Source organism: Pseudomonas sp. WS 5051, from assembly GCF_012985715.1.
GTDB lineage: Bacteria > Pseudomonadota > Gammaproteobacteria > Pseudomonadales > Pseudomonadaceae > Aquipseudomonas > Aquipseudomonas bubulae.
In genome coordinates, this window is sequence record NZ_JAAQWV010000026.1 from 23,241 (window position 1) to 42,537 (window position 19,297).

The 19,297-nt window shown below is 52.8% G+C and carries 19 protein-coding genes and 1 pseudogene; 11 read left to right on the plus strand and 9 right to left on the minus strand.

The window, feature by feature from the left end:
- Nucleotides 1-187: 187 nt before the first annotated feature.
- Nucleotides 188-724 carry a DUF4174 domain-containing protein gene (locus HBN79_RS23495; RefSeq protein ID WP_095003323.1) on the minus strand — a complete coding sequence of 179 codons (537 nt, stop codon included), beginning with the start codon at nt 722-724 and terminating at the stop codon, nt 188-190.
- A 226-nt stretch (nt 725-950) separates the two neighbouring features.
- Between HBN79_RS23495 and HBN79_RS23500 the strand changes: the two genes are divergently transcribed.
- The 3 genes from HBN79_RS23500 to HBN79_RS23510 all read left to right on the plus strand — a co-directional run bounded on the left by HBN79_RS23500 (nt 951) and on the right by HBN79_RS23510 (nt 2,853).
- Complete coding sequence (locus HBN79_RS23500; protein ID WP_169917296.1) at nt 951-1,490, plus strand: DUF3455 domain-containing protein; 540 nt, start codon at nt 951-953, stop codon at nt 1,488-1,490.
- Between the two features lie 77 nt (nt 1,491-1,567).
- On the plus strand, nt 1,568-2,134 hold the full coding sequence (locus tag HBN79_RS23505; RefSeq protein WP_095018709.1) for a sigma-70 family RNA polymerase sigma factor: 567 nt from the start codon (nt 1,568-1,570) through the stop codon (nt 2,132-2,134).
- Nucleotides 2,131-2,853, plus strand: a complete 723-nt coding sequence (locus HBN79_RS23510) for an anti-sigma factor (RefSeq protein WP_169917298.1) — start codon at nt 2,131-2,133, stop codon at nt 2,851-2,853. Before HBN79_RS23505 ends, HBN79_RS23510 begins: the two co-directional genes overlap by 4 nt.
- Here HBN79_RS23510 and HBN79_RS23515 read toward each other — a convergent pair.
- The 6 genes from HBN79_RS23515 to HBN79_RS23540 all read right to left on the minus strand — a co-directional run bounded on the left by HBN79_RS23515 (nt 2,840) and on the right by HBN79_RS23540 (nt 7,409).
- On the minus strand, nt 2,840-3,424 hold the full coding sequence (locus tag HBN79_RS23515) for a DedA family protein (protein WP_095023738.1): 585 nt from the start codon (nt 3,422-3,424) through the stop codon (nt 2,840-2,842). The two genes, HBN79_RS23510 and HBN79_RS23515, sit on opposite strands and share 14 nt — an antisense overlap.
- A gap of 46 nt (nt 3,425-3,470) precedes the next feature.
- Nucleotides 3,471-4,517: a DMT family transporter gene (locus HBN79_RS23520; RefSeq protein ID WP_095020707.1), complete on the minus strand. Its 1,047-nt coding sequence runs from the start codon at nt 4,515-4,517 to the stop codon at nt 3,471-3,473.
- A gap of 721 nt (nt 4,518-5,238) precedes the next feature.
- Complete coding sequence (locus tag HBN79_RS23525) at nt 5,239-5,442, minus strand: helix-turn-helix domain-containing protein (RefSeq protein ID WP_169917299.1); 204 nt, start codon at nt 5,440-5,442, stop codon at nt 5,239-5,241.
- Nucleotides 5,443-5,695: 253 nt separating this feature from the next.
- On the minus strand, nt 5,696-5,896 hold the full coding sequence (locus HBN79_RS23530) for an SDR family oxidoreductase (RefSeq protein WP_169917301.1): 201 nt from the start codon (nt 5,894-5,896) through the stop codon (nt 5,696-5,698).
- A 40-nt stretch (nt 5,897-5,936) separates the two neighbouring features.
- A complete protein-coding gene (locus tag HBN79_RS23535; RefSeq protein ID WP_169917302.1) occupies nt 5,937-6,686 on the minus strand; it encodes an SDR family NAD(P)-dependent oxidoreductase in 750 nt (249 codons plus the stop codon).
- Between the two features lie 42 nt (nt 6,687-6,728).
- Nucleotides 6,729-7,409 (minus strand): quinone oxidoreductase, encoded by a 681-nt coding sequence (locus tag HBN79_RS23540; RefSeq protein ID WP_169917303.1) that lies wholly within the window; start codon nt 7,407-7,409, stop codon nt 6,729-6,731.
- Nucleotides 7,410-7,892: 483 nt separating this feature from the next.
- Between HBN79_RS23540 and HBN79_RS23545 the strand changes: the two genes are divergently transcribed.
- Nucleotides 7,893-8,528 carry a hypothetical protein gene (locus HBN79_RS23545; RefSeq protein ID WP_169917304.1) on the plus strand — a complete coding sequence of 212 codons (636 nt, stop codon included), beginning with the start codon at nt 7,893-7,895 and terminating at the stop codon, nt 8,526-8,528.
- A gap of 130 nt (nt 8,529-8,658) precedes the next feature.
- On the opposite strand, the gene HBN79_RS23550 is transcribed toward HBN79_RS23545, so the two are convergent.
- Nucleotides 8,659-9,135, minus strand: a complete 477-nt coding sequence (locus HBN79_RS23550; protein WP_169917305.1) for a hypothetical protein — start codon at nt 9,133-9,135, stop codon at nt 8,659-8,661.
- Between the two features lie 860 nt (nt 9,136-9,995).
- Here HBN79_RS23550 and HBN79_RS23555 point away from each other — a divergent pair.
- The 4 genes and pseudogenes from HBN79_RS23555 to HBN79_RS23570 form a co-directional block, all read left to right on the plus strand.
- Nucleotides 9,996-10,385 carry a DUF2946 domain-containing protein gene (locus tag HBN79_RS23555; RefSeq protein ID WP_169917306.1) on the plus strand — a complete coding sequence of 130 codons (390 nt, stop codon included), beginning with the start codon at nt 9,996-9,998 and terminating at the stop codon, nt 10,383-10,385.
- Between the two features lie 108 nt (nt 10,386-10,493).
- Nucleotides 10,494-12,575 (plus strand): TonB-dependent receptor, encoded by a 2,082-nt coding sequence (locus HBN79_RS23560; RefSeq protein WP_169917307.1) that lies wholly within the window; start codon nt 10,494-10,496, stop codon nt 12,573-12,575.
- A 581-nt stretch (nt 12,576-13,156) separates the two neighbouring features.
- The gene (locus HBN79_RS23565) at nt 13,157-14,194 is read left to right on the plus strand and encodes a helix-turn-helix domain-containing protein (RefSeq protein ID WP_262372769.1); all 1,038 of its coding nucleotides are present in this window, start codon (nt 13,157-13,159) and stop codon (nt 14,192-14,194) included.
- A 113-nt stretch (nt 14,195-14,307) separates the two neighbouring features.
- A pseudogene (locus HBN79_RS23570) lies at nt 14,308-15,203 on the plus strand (FAD-binding oxidoreductase); the annotation flags it as partial.
- Nucleotides 15,204-15,468: 265 nt separating this feature from the next.
- On the opposite strand, the gene HBN79_RS23575 reads toward HBN79_RS23570, so the two are convergent.
- Entirely contained in the window at nt 15,469-16,455 is a 987-nt protein-coding gene (locus HBN79_RS23575; RefSeq protein ID WP_169917308.1) for a helix-turn-helix domain-containing protein, read from the minus strand.
- A gap of 115 nt (nt 16,456-16,570) precedes the next feature.
- Here HBN79_RS23575 and HBN79_RS23580 point away from each other — a divergent pair, with 115 nt between their 5' ends.
- The 3 genes from HBN79_RS23580 (at nt 16,571) to HBN79_RS23590 (ending at nt 19,211) form a co-directional block, all read left to right on the plus strand.
- On the plus strand, nt 16,571-17,461 hold the full coding sequence (locus HBN79_RS23580; protein WP_169917309.1) for an MBL fold metallo-hydrolase: 891 nt from the start codon (nt 16,571-16,573) through the stop codon (nt 17,459-17,461).
- Nucleotides 17,462-17,562: 101 nt separating this feature from the next.
- On the plus strand, nt 17,563-18,108 hold the full coding sequence (locus HBN79_RS23585; protein WP_169917310.1) for a cysteine hydrolase family protein: 546 nt from the start codon (nt 17,563-17,565) through the stop codon (nt 18,106-18,108).
- Between the two features lie 260 nt (nt 18,109-18,368).
- Nucleotides 18,369-19,211, plus strand: coding sequence for a DMT family transporter (locus HBN79_RS23590; RefSeq protein ID WP_346010152.1), 843 nt, complete (start codon nt 18,369-18,371; stop codon nt 19,209-19,211).
- Nucleotides 19,212-19,297 lie beyond the last annotated feature (86 nt).

Sequence of the window (19,297 nt, forward strand, 5' to 3'; positions counted from 1 at the left end):
TCGGATTACCGAGCCGGAATTGCGCTACAGATGGCCATTATTTTGACCACACACATTTGTCCGATCAAATGATTTGACTGCGCAATTTTCACATCACTTTCACATCGCTGCGCCTAGATTGGATCCACTCCTTTAGTGAATCCCATTTAGGCCCGCTTCCCCCAGCGGGCCTTTTTTTGGCTGGTGTTCAGTCATCCAGGGGCTGAGCCGCTTTTGCCGGTTTGGCGGGCTTTGTAGATTTGCCAGCGGCTGCGCCCTTGGCCGGCGTCTCCACCGCAACCGGGGCCTGGGTTTCCTTTTCGGCAGCGGGCAAGGCATCGATGGTTTTAAACAGCTCGGCCAGGTCAACATCCCCCACTGTCTCGACTTTCTTTTCCCCATCCTTGCCGATCAGGATCACTTTGGCCTTGTCGATAATCATCCCCGGCTTGAGCCCGCGAATCAGCGACATGGTGCTCTGGGGTTCAAGGTCCTTGCCATCGCGTTTGCCTGTAATGCCCACAATCGTATAGAGCACCATATTGCGCTGGTCAAAAGCCTGCTTGTTGGCCGGATCTTCAAGGGCTTTTTTGAGGTTGACCAGGGTTGGGTCGGCATCTGCACGGGCGACCACTACCAGCGGGCGAAACTTGCCGCGATCCTGTTCAAGCGGGCTTGGAACTTCAACGGCCTGCACCGTGCCTGCAACCAGCACAGAAGCAAGGATCAATAAACGGATAAACATCCAGATCTCCTTTTATTATCGGACCGGCTTCGCGAACGTGCTGCCAATGCCTTGAAACCCTTGGCGTTGAGCCTGTATTCCCAAGCTTAGGCCAAGGGATCCGTCACGCAACCGGGTTCCCGGACTTTGCCTTTCAAGTTTATTTTTTGCAACTGCATCCAAATCCTCCTGCTGCGGGTAGTACCCGTAACAGCAGCGTGCTGTTATCCCATCAGGAGATCGGAACATGAACGCAAAACCTTTGATCAGCCATGCCAGCCTGACACTTGCCGCCATGCTGCTGGTGGCAGCCCAGGGCGCCTGGGCACGGTCGAATTTACCCGAAAACATTAGAGTTCCCGACGGCCACAAGATGGCAATGACAACAGTTGGTGTAGGCGAAATCACATATGAGTGCAAAGAAAAAGCCAGCACTCCAGGCGAAATGGAGTGGTTTTTTGTAGGCCCAAAAGCTCAGCTCAATGACACAACTGGTAAACAAGTTGGTAGCTACTTTGGCCCGCCCGCGACCTGGCAAGCCCTGGACGGTTCCAAAGTCACCGGCACCCAGCTCGCAGTGGCCCCTGCCGGGGCTGGCAACCTGCCCTATCAACTGGTCAAGGCCAATCCTGCAGAGGGCAAAGGTGCCATGAACGGTGTGAGTTACATCCAGCGTGTGGCACTGAAGGGCGGTGCGGCACCTGCCAGCGCCTGCACAGCCGCCAACAAGGGCCAGCGACAAGTAGTGCCATACCAGGCCGATTACATTTTCTGGGCCAGCCGCTAATGCGTTACATCGTCTACGCTGCTTCGATGGAGACCGGGCAATGACCGGAGATGTCCCATCTGCAACGGCGGAACACAGTGACACTACCTGAGCCACTATTTGACTATGAGGCCTGCCTGCTGGCCTGCGCCCGCGGCGAGCAGCAGGCGCTGGTGGCCCTGTATGCCCAGGAAAGCGCGCGCTTGCTGGGGGTAGCCAAACGCATTGCCCGCGACAGCGCACTGGCTGAGGACATCGTGCATGACGCTTTTATCAAAATCTGGATGCGCGCCGCCAGCTTCGATCCCGGGCGCGGTTCTGCACGAGGCTGGATTTTCAGCCTGACCCGGCATCTGGCCCTGAACTGCAGGCGCGACACTCGCCTGGAAATTCAAGTCAGCGAAAGCAGCGAACTGGCCTTGCAACCTCTGGCCACTCTCGACGGGCGCCACCAGACGCAGGACCCACTGCAATGGCCGGATGGCTGCGAGCGCATATACGGCTGCCTTGAGCAACTCGACCCGGCCCGACGCTCCTGCATTGTGCATGCCTATGTTGACGGCTATACCCATGCAGAAATTGCAAACAAACTGGACACCCCTCTGGGCACCGTAAAAGCCTGGATCAAACGCAGCCTGAGCGCCTTGCGCGAGTGCATGGGATGACTTTTACACCTGACAATAGCGACCCGGACGATCTCGATGCCTTGGCGGGCGAATACGTGCTGGGCACGCTCAATGGGCAACAACGGCGTGCGCTTGAGCAACGCCTGCCCCATGAGCCTGATCTTCAGGCCGCAGTCGATCGCTGGGAAGCGCGACTGTTGCCCCTCAACGACCTTGCCCCGGCGCAACAGCCTTCAGAGCGGCTGTGGCCGAGAATCGAGCGCAGCCTGAACGCCCTGAATGTCCCAGCCTCGCCAACACAGGCCCGTACTGGTTGGTGGAACCTTCTGCCATTGTGGCGCGGCCTGACGGCCGCAGGCCTGGCCGCAACGCTGACACTGGGCGTGGCATTGTGGTCCGTGACCCCAGCCATCTCACCGCCCGCCTATGTGGTGGTTCTGGTGGCACCACAAAGTCAGGCACCCGGCTGGGTCATCCAGGCCAACGATCGTGAACACATCCAGCTGATCCCCCTTGGCGTCGCGCAAGTGCCCGGCGACAAGGCCCTGGAGTTCTGGACCAAGGCCGACGACTGGGCCGGGCCGGTGTCCCTGGGGCTGGTCAAGCCGGGACAAGTGCTGTCACTGCCACTGGAGCGCCTGCCGCCGCTGTCGCCCAATCAACTTTTCGAGCTGACCCTGGAAGGCCCCAACGGTTCGACAACAGGCAAGCCGACAGGGCCGATCCAGTTTATTGGCCGGGCTGTCAAAGTGATTTGACCGCTTTGGTTTTCGCCCTGTAGTGACGGGCAACGGCCACCACCACCATCAATGCGACCACGCCCAGGGCAATCGGCAAGCGATAGGGCTTAAGGTCGCCCAGTACGCCTTCGAGAAACTCCCCGGCCCAATAGCCGCCACTGGCAAACAGCGTTGCCCACACGGCCGCGCCCACGGCATTGATGCAGAGAAACTTCAATGGCGAGACCTTGCTGGCACCGATCACCATGGGCCCGATCAGGCGCATGCCATACAAAAACCGCACCGAAAAAATGGACACCGTCGGATACTGGCCAATCAACTGCGTCACGCGATCAATAGCGGCCTGCTGTTTGTGCAGGCGGGGCAACAGGCGAGCACCGAAATAACGCCCGAGCCAGAACAACAACTGATCACCCAGCATCCCCGCCAGGCTGGCATAACCAATCACCGGCAACAGCTTGAGGACATGCTGGTGTGCCGCCATCCCCCCGAGGATCAGAATGGTTTCACCTTCGAGCAAACAGCCGATAAAAATGGCCAGGTAACCATACGTTGCCAGCAGATAATTGAAGTCAATATGTTCAAACATGCGCGATCCATAGCTCCATTGAAATCAGGGTTTAAAACGCAATGGCTCAGTGCCGGTGGCGATGATGGATATCCGGGAAATGAGGATGGTTATGGCTGATGACCGAATGCTGATGTGCATGACTGTGAGCCTTGCCCGCAGGAATATCTGCGGCATGCTCATGCTGGTGATGTTCATCGTGGGTATGGCGATGGGAGTGCTCCAGCGGCTGATGTAAATGCTCATGCTCATGGCGCTCGGTCAGATGCAGCCAGACCCCGACAATCATGCAGCCAGCAGCCAGCCAGAACAGCAGCGATACCGACTCGCCCAGCAGCACAATGGAAATTGCCGCCCCCAGAAAAGGTGCCGTTGAAAAGTACGCCCCGGTGCGCGCCGCCCCCAGGCCGCGTAATGCCAGGACAAACAGCACCAAACTTACACCGTAGCCCAGGAAACCGATCAGCAGGGTCGGGCTCAGTACCCCAAACGACGGAACCTTTGCCCCCAAAGCCAATGCAATCGCACAGTTCACCAACCCCGCGAAAAGGCCCTTGGCGCCCGCGATATACAGCGCATCAGAAGCAGATACCTTGCGCGTCAGATTGTTATCGACCGCCCAACAGAAACAGGCAAACCCCACCGCCAATGGCCCAAGCCAGGAAAGCGACACCGCCGCAGATGCCCCGGATGGCCAGGACAACACAACGCCGCCGGCAATGATTGCCAGCATCCCCAGCACGATTCGCCGGTCTGCGTTCTCCTTGAACACCACCCAGGCCAGCAGTGCCGTGAGCACTGGTTCAAGATTCAACATCAACGAAGCCGTCGCCCCGCTGGTGAGGGTCAAAGCGAACATCAACGCCACGGGGCCCAGGATCCCGCCAAATACAATTGCGCCGAGCAGCCAGGGCCATTCACCGGCACCCAGACCCGAGGGCTTCCAGCCCCGATCGCGGACACAGCGCACCAACAGCAAACCCAGGCCACTGCCCAGATACAACAGCCCGGCCAGCATCACCGGCGATACTTCGGTACCCAGCAGCTTGGCCAATGGCGTACTGGCCCCGAACAGCGCTGCCGCTGCCAATGCGTAAATCACACTCGTATTCATAACGCCCGCTCATGTCCCAGCTGTGCAAGCAGCCTAGCCTACTCGGGAATACGCGCCGCAACAGCGCTGCAAATACCCTCAACACAGCGGGGACACCCCCGGCGTGGTGCATATATCTATGATTTTTCGACGGTTTTACCCAGGCACGGAGAAAAAAAATGTACCACAATGGACACTATCGACCTTGCCTCATGAGCGCAGGCTCTATATATTCGTCCACCTGTTGCGCAGGCTCTTGAGTACTTTCTTTGTTAAAGCACCTTCCTTCGTGACCCGCTTTATAGCGCTACCGCCCGAATGGCGAAATTGGTAGACGCATGGGACTTAAAATCCCCCGGGGGTCAACCCCCATCATCCCTTCGCGTTACAAAAAATCAAAAAAACCTCAATTAAATCAGCCTGTTGAAGCGATTTCCTCTCTGTAAAATACTTTCCAAGTCCATACAGCTCAGCGCTTGGGAGCTATTAGGGAGCCGCAGCGCTCAAAAGTCCAATCTCCAGCAAGCTACGCACCGCCCACATAAGCTCCCGCCAGCCACAGAAGCTCCTGATTGATCGCCAGTCTCTATTGGCAAGCGGCAAGCGAGCAGCTCCCAAGCGGCTTCCAAGTGGATCTTTGGTGATGAGGTAGGAGAGGTGATCGCGCAAAAGAAAAGGCGCACCGCCTCAACCAAAGACGGTGCACCTTATTTTCTACCGCGAGTAAAACACCAGGCTGGTGTTAGGCGGCGCTCATGCTTTTTTCGGAAAATCGCTGTACATCAGCTTTTTTGTAAAAGATCTTCCGGCTGATGTGCATAAATGGTGGCAGCATGTCTTTGTACTTGCCGGTGTACCGCCAAAAGCGAAGGGTCTCAGGAGACAGGCCGAGAATTGCGGCAGCTTCTTTAGCCGGGACGTAATCGCTATTTTGTGGCAAGCGCATAAAAATACCCTTTAAAGTCAATAGGTTTCACCTTTCGCACGTCCTGGGGCTGTCTGGTGTCAATACATGCTCATTGTTTTTTGCGGAGAGGTCAACGACCGATCGTCGTATTTATTTGGGCTTTCTATTGACAGATCGTAAATTTAAGGAGTGAGTACAAGAAAGCTATACTGTTAAGGTTCGGCTTAAGCTTGAGGCGGGGGGGGGATTTTTTAGGGGGTGACAACAAATGGCCTTTTAAAAGCTGGAATTGCTAGGGCGGTTGGCGGACATCACATACCAATCCCTGATGTGGATCACCGAGGTTTTCCTTGGCAATCTCGAGTTTGTCGGCTGCGATATCGAGCAAGACTACTTTTGCGCCCTCCTCCGCAAATCGACTGGCGATGGCCCAGCCAATGCCATTGAGCGATGCCGCACCCGTGACAACCGCTACCTTATCCTTGAGCAACATATCGGTATCTCCCATATAAGCCGTCAATGGCGGCATCAACCTAGTGGATGTGCAGCCCGCCATTGACGTCCAGAACTACGCCTGTCACGTAGCTCGAAAGGTCAGACGAGAGGAACAGGCAGGCGTCGGCAATATCCTTGGGGATGGCCAGACGGCCAAGAGGCGTCGCGTTCAATGCAGCCTGGCGCCCCTCATCAGTGAGCTTTCCAATGAGCAGCTCGGTATCGACCAAGCCGGGGGCGATCGCATTGACTCGGATACCGTCGATGGCCAGTTCCCGCGCCATGGCCTTTGCCAAAGTCTGCGCCCCACCCTTTGCTGCGGCGTAATGCGGCCCACCAAGCACCCCGCCACCGCGCTGAGCAGCTACCGACCCCATGTTGACGATCGCACCGCTGCGCCGGGCCCGAAGATGTGAAACAAGAGCTCGAGACATGTTGAATGCCCCGCGCAGGCTGACATCCATGACCAAGTCGTAGTCTTCAAGCGTGCTGCCCATCAGCTTGAACGGCTGACTTACGCCGGCGTTATTGATCAGGATGTCTACATGGCCGAAGACATCGATAACCGCATCTACGGCTTGCTGGCAGGCGTCCGCGGAACGGACGTCGCACTGCAATCCGATACAACCGTTCCCGAGCTCAGCAGCCGCCGCGTCGGTCGCGCTCTGATCAAGGTCTATAAGTGCAACACGCGCACCGTTTTCGACGAAACACTTGGCAGTTGCCCAGCCGATGCCTCTCAGCGAGGCGCCACCGGTAACGATGGCGGTCTTGCCTTTAAGTAACATGGTGTTCTCCCTTGTTCTTGTTTTGTGGAGAAAGCGTCGCGGTCACACAGTGAGAATCACCGACCCGCTGGTTTTACGAGCCGCCAGGTCTTGGTGCGCAGTAGCCGCTTCTTTCAACGGATAAGCGTTGTCGATGCGAATGCGTAAAGCACCTTTCTTCACCAGGTCGAACAGCTCTCCTGCGCCGTGCTGGAAGTCAGCCGCCTCTGCCACGTAATGCGAGATGGTGGGTCGGGTGATGAACAATGAACCCTTGTTGCGCAGGTAGGCCAGATCTATGGGCGGTACATCACCGGACGCCCAGCCGAAGGAGGCCACCAGACCGAAGCGTTGCACACAATCTAGAGACTTTTCGAAGGTGTCCTTGCCGATGGACTCGTAGACGACGCTGACGCCCTTGCCATCAGTCAATCGTTTGGTTTCTTCGAGGAAATCGAGCTTTTCGATGTTGATGGGATGGGCGTAGCCGTACTCTTTGAGGATGTGGGCCTTCTCGTCACCCACGCAGGTGCCGATCACATTGGCCCCAAGATGAGAGAGCCACTGGGTCAAAATCAGACCTACCCCACCCGCTGCTGCGTGTACCAGCACCCAATCACCGGCCTTGATGTCTTTCAAACGTGTGGCGAGATACCAGGCTGTGAGTCCACGAAACAGTGCGCCGGCGGCGGTTGCAGAGTCGAGGTTTTGGTCGGGTAGTTTGAACACGCGCTCGGCCAGCACATTGCGTCGTTCAGCGTAGCTTACTCCCTGAGTATCTGCATGACATTGATTTCGATCTGTCCATTTCCAACTTCATGATCCGCCCGTCCAATGGGGACGTTGTAATGAGCGATCCTGTTCATGGACTATCCGAGGTCTCGGCAAAATTGCATCGCTACCTCAGAGATGAACCTACCAATTTCGAGAAACGGTAGCCAGGTTGAGTGCGTTATCGCCCTGCCTAGCTAGCAGGGCCCTATGGTGTAAAGGAGGCGCAGGAGTGTTGCTGCCCAAAATTTCACACGCTAAGTAGTCAGTGGCGAGCGTTGATAAACTCGCGCTCGCAGGCCACCAACGCCGACACCATCATTTTGTCCAAGCTCGTCGCCCAGTATTATTGGAATAATAATGCCCTAACCAACAACTCGTACATACCATGCTGGTGTAGACGTCAGGTACCCTACCCCTGATTATTGGTGATACAAAAATTCAACGGATGAATTCATGAACAGGATGATCTGTGTCGCACTATGCTTTTCGATTATTGCTTCATCATTAACGGCGTGTTCCACACCTTCAAAGAAGACGGGAATCATCGGGCCACAGGTCTACGGCTATACCTTGCATAAGCCGCTCTCCGGCGATGAACTCAACGCGCTCACCAAAACTGGTTTCGAGACACTCCAGGGGGCCAGGGTGTTTCAACGCGATGATGGGTACGGCGGTGAAATTAACGTTTATCTGGATAGCCAAAATCGTCCCAGCGTGATCAACAAGGATAGCCACGTATTCACCAGCGAGGACGAATGTGAATCCGACCTCAAGGCGCAGATGAAGAACCTGCAACAAGACATCGACAGCTATAACAGTACAATCGACCAGTCGGTAAGAGAAGGTGACAAAGCGAGAGGACGCTATGTAAACGTGAGTCAACAACCATGCCGCGTTCGCCATGGTGACCAGGCCGAGCATTATCGTTATGTACTGAGTGTTTCCAAGCGTGAAAAGCCTGCTTCCTCGACATCAGAGTTGGGAAAGAAGATCGACGAGGCTTATACGGGAGCCTGGATGACAGTCTTCGTGGTTGTGCTGGCGCCGTTCGCACTTATTGGCGCCGCAGTTAGTAAGGCGATCGATTGAAATCAGCCTAACATTACAGGCAGCTGTGCGTCGAAAGCGGTCACTCGCGAACGTCCGCTTTTGGCCAACTTGAGCCAATCGGCACAGACAGGACAGCCCGTAAAAATGTTGTGCCTAAGCTGGCTCAACCTTAAAGCAGTTCTGGTTTTAATGAAGTAGTAGAGGCTTGCACACGTACCAAACGCCATAACCATACAACAACAAACAGAGCGAATACATTGATCCCGAGAGTTAGCGGCTTGCCAGTCATAACGGATATCTCCGCTTGACTCCCGATCCAGACTTGGAGATCGAACCTGTGTTCTGTTGGCTTCAACAATACTCCCGCAAAAGCTCCGTTGGAGAAGATGTAGCTGGCTAAAGAAGACTGGATGACCGGGATCTGGATTGACCAAAAGGGCATGCTGCTGCGTAGCGCTTCTGGTGAGCCTTTTAAAATTTTTATGCCACACCAAGTTCCCCACAAATAAAGAGTGAGGAAAACGACCGAAACTAACCCGGGGAGCCAAGAAATACTAACGTCCAGGAATGTGATACCTAGAGCAATTCCTGTCACGCCGCCGCCAATTGTAAGGATGCCTAATGTCCAGCGTTGCCAAGAATGCATTTCGAGCCTCTAGCTAAATTCAGGTGACGATCTAGCAAGCTCGAAAGGCGTAAAAGCACCGGGCTCAGGTTCGAGGCGTCATCAAGGGTATATAGTCAAACTGATCGCTAGGATAGCAATATTAGTTGTCGGTTCAATTATTAAGATAAGGTTAATCAGTTAGTATTTAGGACAATCAGATTCGAAAACGGACTGATGAGCATTCGCTCGGACGCTCAAGCACTGGATGGACGCAATACACTTTCTAATGAAGCGTGCTGTAGACACGGCTAGGAACACCTCTTCTATGCCTCCACTTAATTGGGGCAGTCCTTGCAATGATTGTAATTTAGATCGTTAGAGCTAACCGGCCCAAACGTTGATAATTTACGCCAAAAAATTCTTGCCCAGCCTGCGACAGGCTGTCGCAGTATGATGGCCTCGTATAGCAAAAACATTAATGATCATCGGTGTATTCACCTGTCTGACTATGTGATCAGGGAGGAGTACTTGGAACCTTTATTCAAAAATCGTCCGTACAAGCGGTGTTGCAAGCCTACTTGGAGTGGCTTCAGACGGGACGACCAATGAAATGACACCGCTGCAAACGAGCTCTGGAGTACGAAAGATGATAGTCGGCTCCTCAAGATGTTCGATGTACTACGTAACTTTTCAAGCTTAGCCAGGCATCACCCGATGATTGATACTCCCTTCGGACTTGAAGAATCTAAGATGCTCTGAGAGCGATGACTGAAGACTTAGATCAAGCCCCCTTTGGCCCTCTTCCACCTTTACCTGCGGCGAAATAGCGCACTCTCGAAAAATTTACATCATTCGTTAACGCGGGCTAAATAGCGCCCCCCTTTGCGGCCATTTCCTTTATGGGTTCGTTGAAACGCACCAGCCACTGGATTGCCTGCCTGGCCGTCTTGCTAAACATGTTCGCCATGCCGCTAAGTCATGCGATACAGACGCCGGACGTGCGCCTGATGCTTTGGGGGGGGTTCTGTTCAAGTGGACAATCAAATCTCCTGCCTAAAGATCTCAGCAAGGTGATTGATGCCTTGCAGATAGCCCAATCGAAATCTGTCATGCAACACGGCGACTGCTGCTGTGGTCATGCCGGATTAGCAGCATTACCCTCCAATTACTATCGGCATTTCCTACCGCAGTACACATCAAATACCACCCTTGATAATCCTGATTTCCCAACACGACATCCAAGAATTCGCTGGCCCAGCCTAAGCCCACGAGCCTCTCCCCTTACCTGATCACAACACCGCTGACAATGTCCGGTGCGCCCTCTTTAAATCCTTTTAACGTCCAGCTATGGACTTTAAACGCCCTTAAAGTTTCTTGATCATCAGGAAGTTCGTGCTATGCCTGCTCCATTTACTTTGCCTCACGCAAAGTGTTTGTCTGTGTCCCGCTCACTATGGCCATTGCTGTCGCTTGGCCTGTTTGCAATAAGCCCTTTGTCCTATGCATTGGCTGAAGCCAGCAAAACCGAAAACTCAACCCTAACCTTGGGCGCGGTTAACGTGCAGGGCTCGACTGGCGGCCCGTTGAACGCAAGCAACGTTCTCAGCTCGGTTGATATCCTAGGGGGAGATATCCTCGAAAAGATGCCAGTCAACTACAGTTGGGAGCTGTTTAGCCGCGCACCAGGAGTCATGCTGACTGAGTTCAATCAAGGCACCACATCCGGCAAGATTTCCTTTCGCGGCTTCAACGGCGAAGGTGAAGTCAACGCAGTGAAGCTGCTGATCGACGGCATTCCGAGCAACAGCAATGACGGCAACATGCCGTTCTTGGACATGATTTTCCCCATGGAGCTGGACAGCATTGAGGTGGTGCGTGGCACCAGTGATGCTCGTTACGGCCTCTATAACATCGCTGGCAACGTGAATATGTTGACCCGTACAGGCGGCGATTACAGTAAGGCACGCATCCGTTACGACAGTTTTAATACTCGAGAAACCCAACTTGCAAAGGGCATCGAAAATAGTAATTGGACGCAAAACTACTTCTTCGCTTACCAAAAGGCCGATGGGTATCGGGATCATGCCGAAGCCGACCGATATTCGATGTCCGGCAAGTGGTTCTACACGCCCGATGATGACAGTTACCGTATCGGTCTGATTGCCCGTCATTACGAGGCTGAAGCTCAGGAGGCAGGTTATCTGGCTAAAGACGATGCACATCATCATCCAGAAATGACCAATAGCTTTAACGCTACGGACAAGGGCACGCGGCGCATGAATCAAGTCAGTCTGCATTTCGATACAGACCTGACTGATACGCTGGCCTGGTCAGCGAAGACCTACATGAACACCTTCGATGACCGACGCTGGACACAATATTGGAGCACCAGTTCTCAACAAGAGCGTGATACCTACGAAACCCAGTACGGAGCCCTCACCTCGCTGACATGGCGGCCAGAAGTTAGCTGGCTCTATGACTTCGCCGTAGAAAGTGGTGCAGACATACAACAGCAGCAAAATAAGAGTGAGCGGTATCGCACCAAAGACCGTGCACGTCTGGCTACTACTCGCGATCAAAAATTCAACTTCGACACCTATGGCGCTTATGTCCAGGCTGAGATCAAACCTTTCGAGTCACTGAGAATCGTGCCGGCCTACCGGGTTGACAAGATTGAGGGCGACTTCACCAATGAACTGACCCGCACGGACTACGACATAAACAACTACGGGCTGATCAAACAACCGAAGATCAGTATTGTCTACTCCCCATGGGACGTCGCCAGCATCTACGCAAACTGGGGGCGTACCTTTCAAGTGGGCACAGGGGCTGCTGCTTACAAGATCCCGCCTAGGGATGCAAACCTCGCACCCTCGATCAACGAAGGCTGGGAGACAGGTATCAAGTTCACGCCGGCTGACTGGGTTGATGGCCGGGTCGCCTATTGGCAGCAAGAGGCATCAGGTGAGGTCAGTCGCAGACTGAATGACCCGAGTGGCGAATCCGATAACGTGGGTGAGACCCGGCGGTGGGGTTATGACTTGCAGATGAACCTGCATCCGGACGAGCGCACTGAAATATGGATGGCCTACTCTTGGCAGTATTCTAAGATACTCCAGCCGAGTGCCTCTTTGCCTAACAGCAAAGGTCAGGAAATCGATCACATCCCCCATCATCTTTACAACGCCGGGATCAGCTATGAGGCAACACCTGCCTTACAACTCACCGCATGGATGAATGGCCAAACCAACTATTATCTGGAGCGAGAAAACACGACGGGGACTTATGGTGGTTACGTGCTAATGAACCTCGGTGCAATCTACAAGGTGACGCCGTCTGTGAGCGTCGATCTACAGTTAAAAAACCTTACAAACCGATATTATGAATACGTTTGGTACGATCCAGACGGTGCTCAGGCATCACTGCACTCTCCAGGTGATGGCCGCGCGCTTTACGCCGGAGTGACAGTGGATTTTTGATATGGAATATTGCTGAGGCCAATTTGGCCTCAGCAGATTCAGCACCGGATAGTTATAGTGTGGTTTTAGAGATACCTGCAATGTTGAATCCCGTACCGGCCATGACTTCGAATACATAAGCGCACTTAGTCCGAAAACACACTTATTCTTATTCATTATCGCACTCAAATACGATTTTACGGGATCTAGAAACCAACACTCCTACCAGATCTTGCAGTTGGCATGAGGAAAAATGAGCATGCATTGCTTGTCGGTCGTTCCAAAAACACTCAATTATCCAGCTGTTCGACTCGGCAACCCTTCTTAGCTCACACCTAGCGACACCTGAAAAATTTCGCTCCACCTGATTAAGGATATTAGAAATCCTGAATTCAAAATCATCGTCCATATCAACTTCGAATCCCATTGTGCTTTTCATAAGACCCGACATTTCATTAACTCCACGTTAATACTATTAGTAAAAATGCTCATTGCGCGCTTTCAGCAACACCTGTATCCACCAATGTCACACCGAGCGTTCCTGGAGCATTCAACATTAAAACTACAATAAGTTTACATTGACAAAAAAACAGGACAAAACGTTGACAATTTCTGCCAAACTCATCGTCATCCAGGAGGTGCTCTCCTGGGAGGAGTCATTTGAAATGCCAGCCAAGTCCATACAATTCATTACCTACCCTGAAGTTAGCCTGCTCGATTTAGCCGGGCCCTTAGATGTTTTTATGGCGGCTAACCATTTTGCGCACCCCGATCATCCGCCCTACTCTTTCTCTATTCTCGCGCTAAGCCCAACGACTGAAATACTCTCAAATCTTTCATTAAACGCTGAAGTTTTAGCCGCACACACCTCTCCCGCACATACTCTTATCGTCCCTGGTGGGCCGGGAATACATGCATTTTGTGAGCATCCTAAGTTCTTTACTCATTTTGTGAGTCACGCTGAAAAATCCAAGCGTCTCGTTTCCGTGTGCACTGGGATATTTGCACTAGCGACCGCTGGAAAGCTGAAGGGTCGAAGCGTTACCACCCATTGGTCTGCCTATGACAAGCTAGAGCATGACTTTCCCTCCGTCAGTGTAAAGCGCGGGCCTATATTCATTAACGATGGAGACCTATGGACTTCCGCTGGAGTTACCTCCGGAATCGACCTGGCTCTTGCAATGGTTGAAGTCGACTTGGGGCATTCGGCTGCACTTGAAGTTGCACGTCATTTGGTTGTTTTTTTGAAACGTCCCGGCGATCAAAATCAGTTCAGTTCATCCTTGACCCTACAATCCAAAAGCAGTCAATTTTCAGACCTTCACGCTTGGTTGAACAACAATCTCAGTGGCGACTTATCGGTCTCTACGTTAGCCAGTTTTATGAACATGAGTGACAGAACCTTTGCGAGAAAATACAGTGAAAGCACAGGCAGTACGCCGAGCAAAATGGTTGAACAGCTCCGTTTAGAAGCAGTTCGACACTTACTTGCCACGTCAAGCACCCCACTCAAAACAGTGGCTAGCAAGTGTGGCTTTCGTAATGAATCAACTTTAATCCGTAGCTTTATAAAAAACTATTCAGTCACACCCGGTGAGTATCGAGCACGTTTCAAGTCAAGTCCGACGACAAAGAACTAAACAATACATCATGATTCAATTTTTACACCCAACGACAATAAGCTCTCAATTTTCCCTGTAGCATCACGCATTAGGTTAGTTAGCTTCGGCAGGTCGCGCTCATCTCATGCGACGGCGGCACAGGTACCAATGGTCAGTCGTTGACTGATGGCATCGTCGTAGACCTGTGACGGCACATGAACACCATTCTTGAGATCAATGCCGAAGAGCGGTGGGTGCGCGTCCAAAGTGGCGTGATGAAAGATCAATTAAATACGGTGCTCAAACCTTATGGGCTGTTCTTCGCGCCTGAATCATCCACCTCCAACCGAGCAGCGATTGGCAGATGATCAACACTGATGCCAGTGGCCAAGGCAGCGGCACTTACGGCAAAACCCATGACCACGTGCTAGAGATTCCCACAGTGTTGCTGGGTGGTGAGTTACTCCACAGCTCGCCATCGGAAAAAGGCTCTTTGGAGCAAGAAACAGCGCGTCGCGATCGGATCGGTAAGGTATACCGCTGCGCAGTCGGTATTGCAGACAACCAAGCCTATCTTATTGCGCAAATCTTCCCAAACTTAACCGCTGCCTCACCGGCTATGACCTTGCACATCTCCGCGAGCAAGAGGATAGCTTCAACATTAACAGCGTATTGTGTGGTTCTAAGGGCTCGCTGAGCTTCAGTCGAGGCCAAGCTAAACGTCTTGCCTATCACGAAGTATTCGATCCTCGTAAACGTGCGCTATGCAGGTTTTATGGATGCTTTGCGCGACGCAAAAGCGCTGATGCAGCTCAAGCCTTTATAGATTGAGACAGTTGACTCCAAAGTCCTGATGCTTGCGATGAAGGACATCGACTGGCACTGCGTTGCTGAATACTTCCCCGAAATTCCAGAAACACCCACATCGGGCTTCAACCTCATTGGGTTCAGCGGGGACGATGAAGCCACTGTCCCGCAGAGTGTTCATGACTTTGTCTTGCACCTGCAACAAGACACCTCCATATTACGCTTGGGCCATACACTTTCCATACCTATGGATATGAGACTACGAATGCTGAGATGTCTAAAGTGATTTACAAACAACCCTGGGGCCCACTAGTAACAAAAATGAATGTTTCAGGCCGGCTATTAGCTTATGGCTATTCTTGCCGAAGCCAGGTAAGCAAAAAGAGAGTGTAACTGTTCTACATCCGCTGCAGGCGCTACTCGCGGTAGTCAGGAATGCTCCGGCCTGACCAGTAGCACATCGTTGAGCGTCAAACCTTGGTGCGAATAAGCGGTTAGGTCTAATGCTAGCTGCCGCTTGCCTTGCCGCCCGGTATCGTTTCGCGAGAGAACATTCGTCGATACTCTGAAGGTGACGTTCCAAGCTGAGCGCCAAATTGTTGCCTCAAGGACAAGGGGGTTCCAAAACCGGCCTCGCCGGCAACGCATTCAATAGGTAAATCAGTCGTTTCAAGCAGTTCTTGCGCCCTGACGACTCGCTGAGCATTCAACCATTTAGAGACGGTACTGCCAGTGGCCTCCCGAAACCGCCGGGTAAAAGTACGCCTGCTCATTTTCGCCCTGTCTGCCATGACGTCGAGCGATAGATCACTGGCCAGGTTCACTCGAGCCCACGCCAACACATCGGACAAATGAGTCTCGCTAGAGAGTTTCGGCACAGGATGCTCCACGTATTGAGCCTGACCTCCCTGCCTGTGCGGTGGGGTAACCAACATCTTCGCGGTGCGATTCGCCACATCAGCTCCGAGCCGCTGACGCACCAAATGCAGGCAACAATCGATTGCCGCCACCGTTCCAGCCGAGGTCATGATGTTGCCGTCACTGACATAGAGCACATCGGGCCTGAAGCCAACCTCAGGAAAGCGTCGCGAAAACTCGTCTCTGCCTGCCCAGTGAGTGGTCGCCTCTTTACCATCAAGCAGTCCGGCTTCTCCAAGTACGAATGCTCCCAAACATAACCCTACGATGAGCTTGCCTTGTGCATTCGCCTGCTGAAGGGCTCTCAAAAGCGGTGTCGAGGCCGCGACCAATTGTTCGCCCCACGATGGAATGACAATTAAATCAGATGCCTCCATGAGTTCCAGGCCATGAGCAACCGCTAAGTCGATGCCTTGGTCGCAGCTAACCATTCCAGGCGTCTCTGTGCAGTAGCTGACCTCGTATTGAGGTTCGCCAGGTTCGGATTGAGCCGTCCCCAATACCATTCCCGGCACCGAAAGATGGAACAGACTCACGCCGTTAAAAGCTAGAACAGCTACACGTATGGGTTTCATCTGGCAGCCTCGAACATTTGGCCCGATTATATCGAAATATGTCATTTAGGCCGCTATCAGGCTTTAGCGCTTTGGGCAAGAATGGTGTATTCGATGCATTTACTGGATTAACACTATGAATTTTACACCTCTTTCTCTCGCCCTCAGCATTGCTTGCGCTGTGGCCACCACACAGGCATTTGCGGGCTCAAACGCCCCTCAGACGGCTGATGCAACCCATAAAGTGGATCTGCAGCAAGTTCGCAATGCAACGGTGAAGATCACCTACGGTGGCACTACGTTCTTGATCGATCCCATGCTGGCTAAAAAAGGTGCCTACCCCGGGTTTGAAAATACCTACCGAAGCAACCTCCGCAATCCACTGGTTGATCTACCCGAAACCCCAGACAACGTTATCTCCGGTGTGGACGCTGTCATCGTCACGCACACACACCTTGACCACTGGGATGATGCGGCACAAAAAGCGCTGCCTAAAGACATCCCACTGTTCACTCAGCACGAAGACGATGCACAGCTGATTCGTTCCCAGGGGTTCAAGAATGTACGTGTGCTGACTGACGAAGCTGAGTTCGGCGGCGTCAAAATAACCAAGACCGGTGGGCAGCATGGCACTGACGAAATGTATGCCGTACCAGCCCTCGCAAAACCGCTAGGCGAAGCCATGGGTGTAGTGTTTCAAGCGCCAGGCTACAAAACTCTCTATCTCGCCGGTGACACCATCTGGCGTAAAGAGGTCGACCAAGCCATCGAGAAATACCACCCTGAAGTAATCGTGCTCAACGCAGGGAAAGCAAAAATGACGGGATTCGAGGGGGCGATCATCATGGGCGAGGAAGATGTCCTGCGTGCTACACAGACCGCGAAAGACGCAAAAATTGTCGCGGTGCACATGGACGCTGTGAACCATATGTCCCTGACCCGTGAAGAGTTACGCAATTACGTCAATAAGCAAGGTATCGAGGGTCGTGTCGATATACCGGAAGACGGCGCTTCGCTGGAGTACTGATACAAACCCTGCTGGACATGGGCAAAAGGCATCTTGCTTACCCAAATGCCGTCTCAGCCTTCACAACAACATTACATTGAAAAGTTGATTGGAGATCGTTCATGAAACAAGGTCTAGTAGTAATTGATCTGCAAAACGAATACTTGCCCACTGGCAAATTACCTTTGAGTGGCATCGAGGCAGCTGTTGCGAATGCTCGTCGGGTCATCGACCATGCGCGAAATAAAGGTATTCCTGTTTTTCACATACGGCACGAATCCGATGATGCGAATGTCCCGATTTTCGTCAAAGGATCCAGCGGCGCGCAGATTCAGCCAGAGGTAGCTCCTGAGGGTGACGAGCCCGTGATTGTTAAAAAACACATCAACGCCTTCAGAGACACTGACCTCAAGAAGCAACTGGATGCGTTCGATGTTCAGGATATCGTGGTGATAGGTGCTATGAGCCACATGTGCATCGACGCAGTAGTGCGTGCTGCAGCGGATATGGGTTATCCGGTTACTGTGGTGCATGATGCCTGCGCCACCTTAGATCTCTCATTTCACGGGGTGAACGTGCCTGCCGCTCAAGTGCATGCGGCGATGATGGCCGCATTTGAGTTTGGCTACGCCACCGTTAAATCTGTGGACGAATACCTCTCGGCATAAACGTGTAACGGTTAGTTTTTAGGAGCCCGAACGGGCTCCTTCTGGTTTCTGGTTATTCGTGGGTTAAACCTTCGCGGATGTCACCACTGCGCCTCACCTGATTTGGGTGAATGAGGCAGGCCTGGAATGTCCAACCGTGAGTAGTTCTCAGTTGTCTTCCTGCGGCCTTGAGATTCAGTAACGTTTTTTATCGCTTAGGTTCATCTGTGGTGAAAATACAATCAACCGCTAATCGAGACTGTGCCAGGCGATCACGCTGGGTGTTCCAAGTAATCTTGTGCCTGATGGCATTCGCGGCAAATTCAATTTTTTGCCGGCGGGCGCTGATGGAGGGTCAAATCGATCCCGAGTCATTCACCGTGATTCGTTTGTTCAGTGGCGGGTTATTTTTGCTGCTGTTGATCAGATTTCGCAATCCTCAAGCCGCTATCCGTGGAAGCTGGAAGGGAGGCCTTTCACTCTTTCTATACGCCTATCTCTTCTCTATCGCTTACGTTCAGTTAGGCGCAGGAATGGGAGCACTGATTTTATTCGGGGCGGTGCAGATCACAATGTTTATGTTTTCTTGGGCGCAAGGTGAGCGCTTTCAAAAGAAAGTGGTGATAGGCATGTTAGTGACAACAGGTGGTTTACTTACCTTATTGCTACCCAGCGCTAATTCGCCGCCCTTGAGTAGCGCAGTGCTGATGACAATTTCAGGGGTAGCGTGGGGAGTCTATTCGCTGCTCGGAAAAGCAGCTGTGAATCCGCTGACGGAAACCGCAGGCAACTTTGCGAGGTGTCTCCCTTTCTTACTTTTACTGGCTCCAGTAAAGTTTTTTGGAAGCGGCCTTCATATGAGCCCTACTGGGGCGATGTACGCGCTTGCATCAGGCGTGTTGGCATCAGGCTGCGGTTATGCGCTCTGGTACAGCACTGTCAGGCATATCAGTTCCCAGCAAGCCGCCACCCTTCAGTTGAGCGTTCCAATCATTGCTTCGCTCGCAGGCGTACTGATTCTGAACGAGCCTATATCACTGCACCTACTATTAATCTCAGGCATCGTATTGGGCGGTGTCGCGCTAGGCTCTGTACGTAAACCCAAGAAATACGATTTTCTGTAAAATACACCGCCATTAAAGCCAGGAGGCCAAGATGGCAAAGCGGTATGAACTCCCCGACGCAGCCTGGGATCTGGTTGCAGATATCT

Excerpts from the sequence above, each read along its gene's own strand:
- HBN79_RS23580 (WP_169917309.1), top strand. The coding sequence starts at position 16,571 with ATGAATTTTACACCTCTTTCTCTCGCCCTCAGCATTGCTTGCGCTGTG.
- HBN79_RS23530 (WP_169917301.1), bottom strand. The coding sequence starts at position 5,896 with ATGTTGCTCAAGGATAAGGTAGCGGTTGTCACGGGTGCGGCATCGCTC.
- HBN79_RS23510 (WP_169917298.1), top strand. The coding sequence starts at position 2,131 with ATGACTTTTACACCTGACAATAGCGACCCGGACGATCTCGATGCCTTG.
- HBN79_RS23560 (WP_169917307.1), top strand. The coding sequence starts at position 10,494 with ATGCCTGCTCCATTTACTTTGCCTCACGCAAAGTGTTTGTCTGTGTCC.
- HBN79_RS23525 (WP_169917299.1), bottom strand. The coding sequence starts at position 5,442 with ATGCGCTTGCCACAAAATAGCGATTACGTCCCGGCTAAAGAAGCTGCC.
- HBN79_RS23500 (WP_169917296.1), top strand. The coding sequence starts at position 951 with ATGAACGCAAAACCTTTGATCAGCCATGCCAGCCTGACACTTGCCGCC.
- HBN79_RS23555 (WP_169917306.1), top strand. The coding sequence starts at position 9,996 with ATGGGTTCGTTGAAACGCACCAGCCACTGGATTGCCTGCCTGGCCGTC.
- HBN79_RS23575 (WP_169917308.1), bottom strand. The coding sequence starts at position 16,455 with ATGAAACCCATACGTGTAGCTGTTCTAGCTTTTAACGGCGTGAGTCTG.
- HBN79_RS23550 (WP_169917305.1), bottom strand. The coding sequence starts at position 9,135 with ATGCATTCTTGGCAACGCTGGACATTAGGCATCCTTACAATTGGCGGC.
- HBN79_RS23495 (WP_095003323.1), bottom strand. The coding sequence starts at position 724 with ATGTTTATCCGTTTATTGATCCTTGCTTCTGTGCTGGTTGCAGGCACG.
- HBN79_RS23515 (WP_095023738.1), bottom strand. The coding sequence starts at position 3,424 with ATGTTTGAACATATTGACTTCAATTATCTGCTGGCAACGTATGGTTAC.
- HBN79_RS23545 (WP_169917304.1), top strand. The coding sequence starts at position 7,893 with ATGAACAGGATGATCTGTGTCGCACTATGCTTTTCGATTATTGCTTCA.
- HBN79_RS23585 (WP_169917310.1), top strand. The coding sequence starts at position 17,563 with ATGAAACAAGGTCTAGTAGTAATTGATCTGCAAAACGAATACTTGCCC.
- HBN79_RS23535 (WP_169917302.1), bottom strand. The coding sequence starts at position 6,686 with ATGTTACTTAAAGGCAAGACCGCCATCGTTACCGGTGGCGCCTCGCTG.
- HBN79_RS23520 (WP_095020707.1), bottom strand. The coding sequence starts at position 4,517 with ATGAATACGAGTGTGATTTACGCATTGGCAGCGGCAGCGCTGTTCGGG.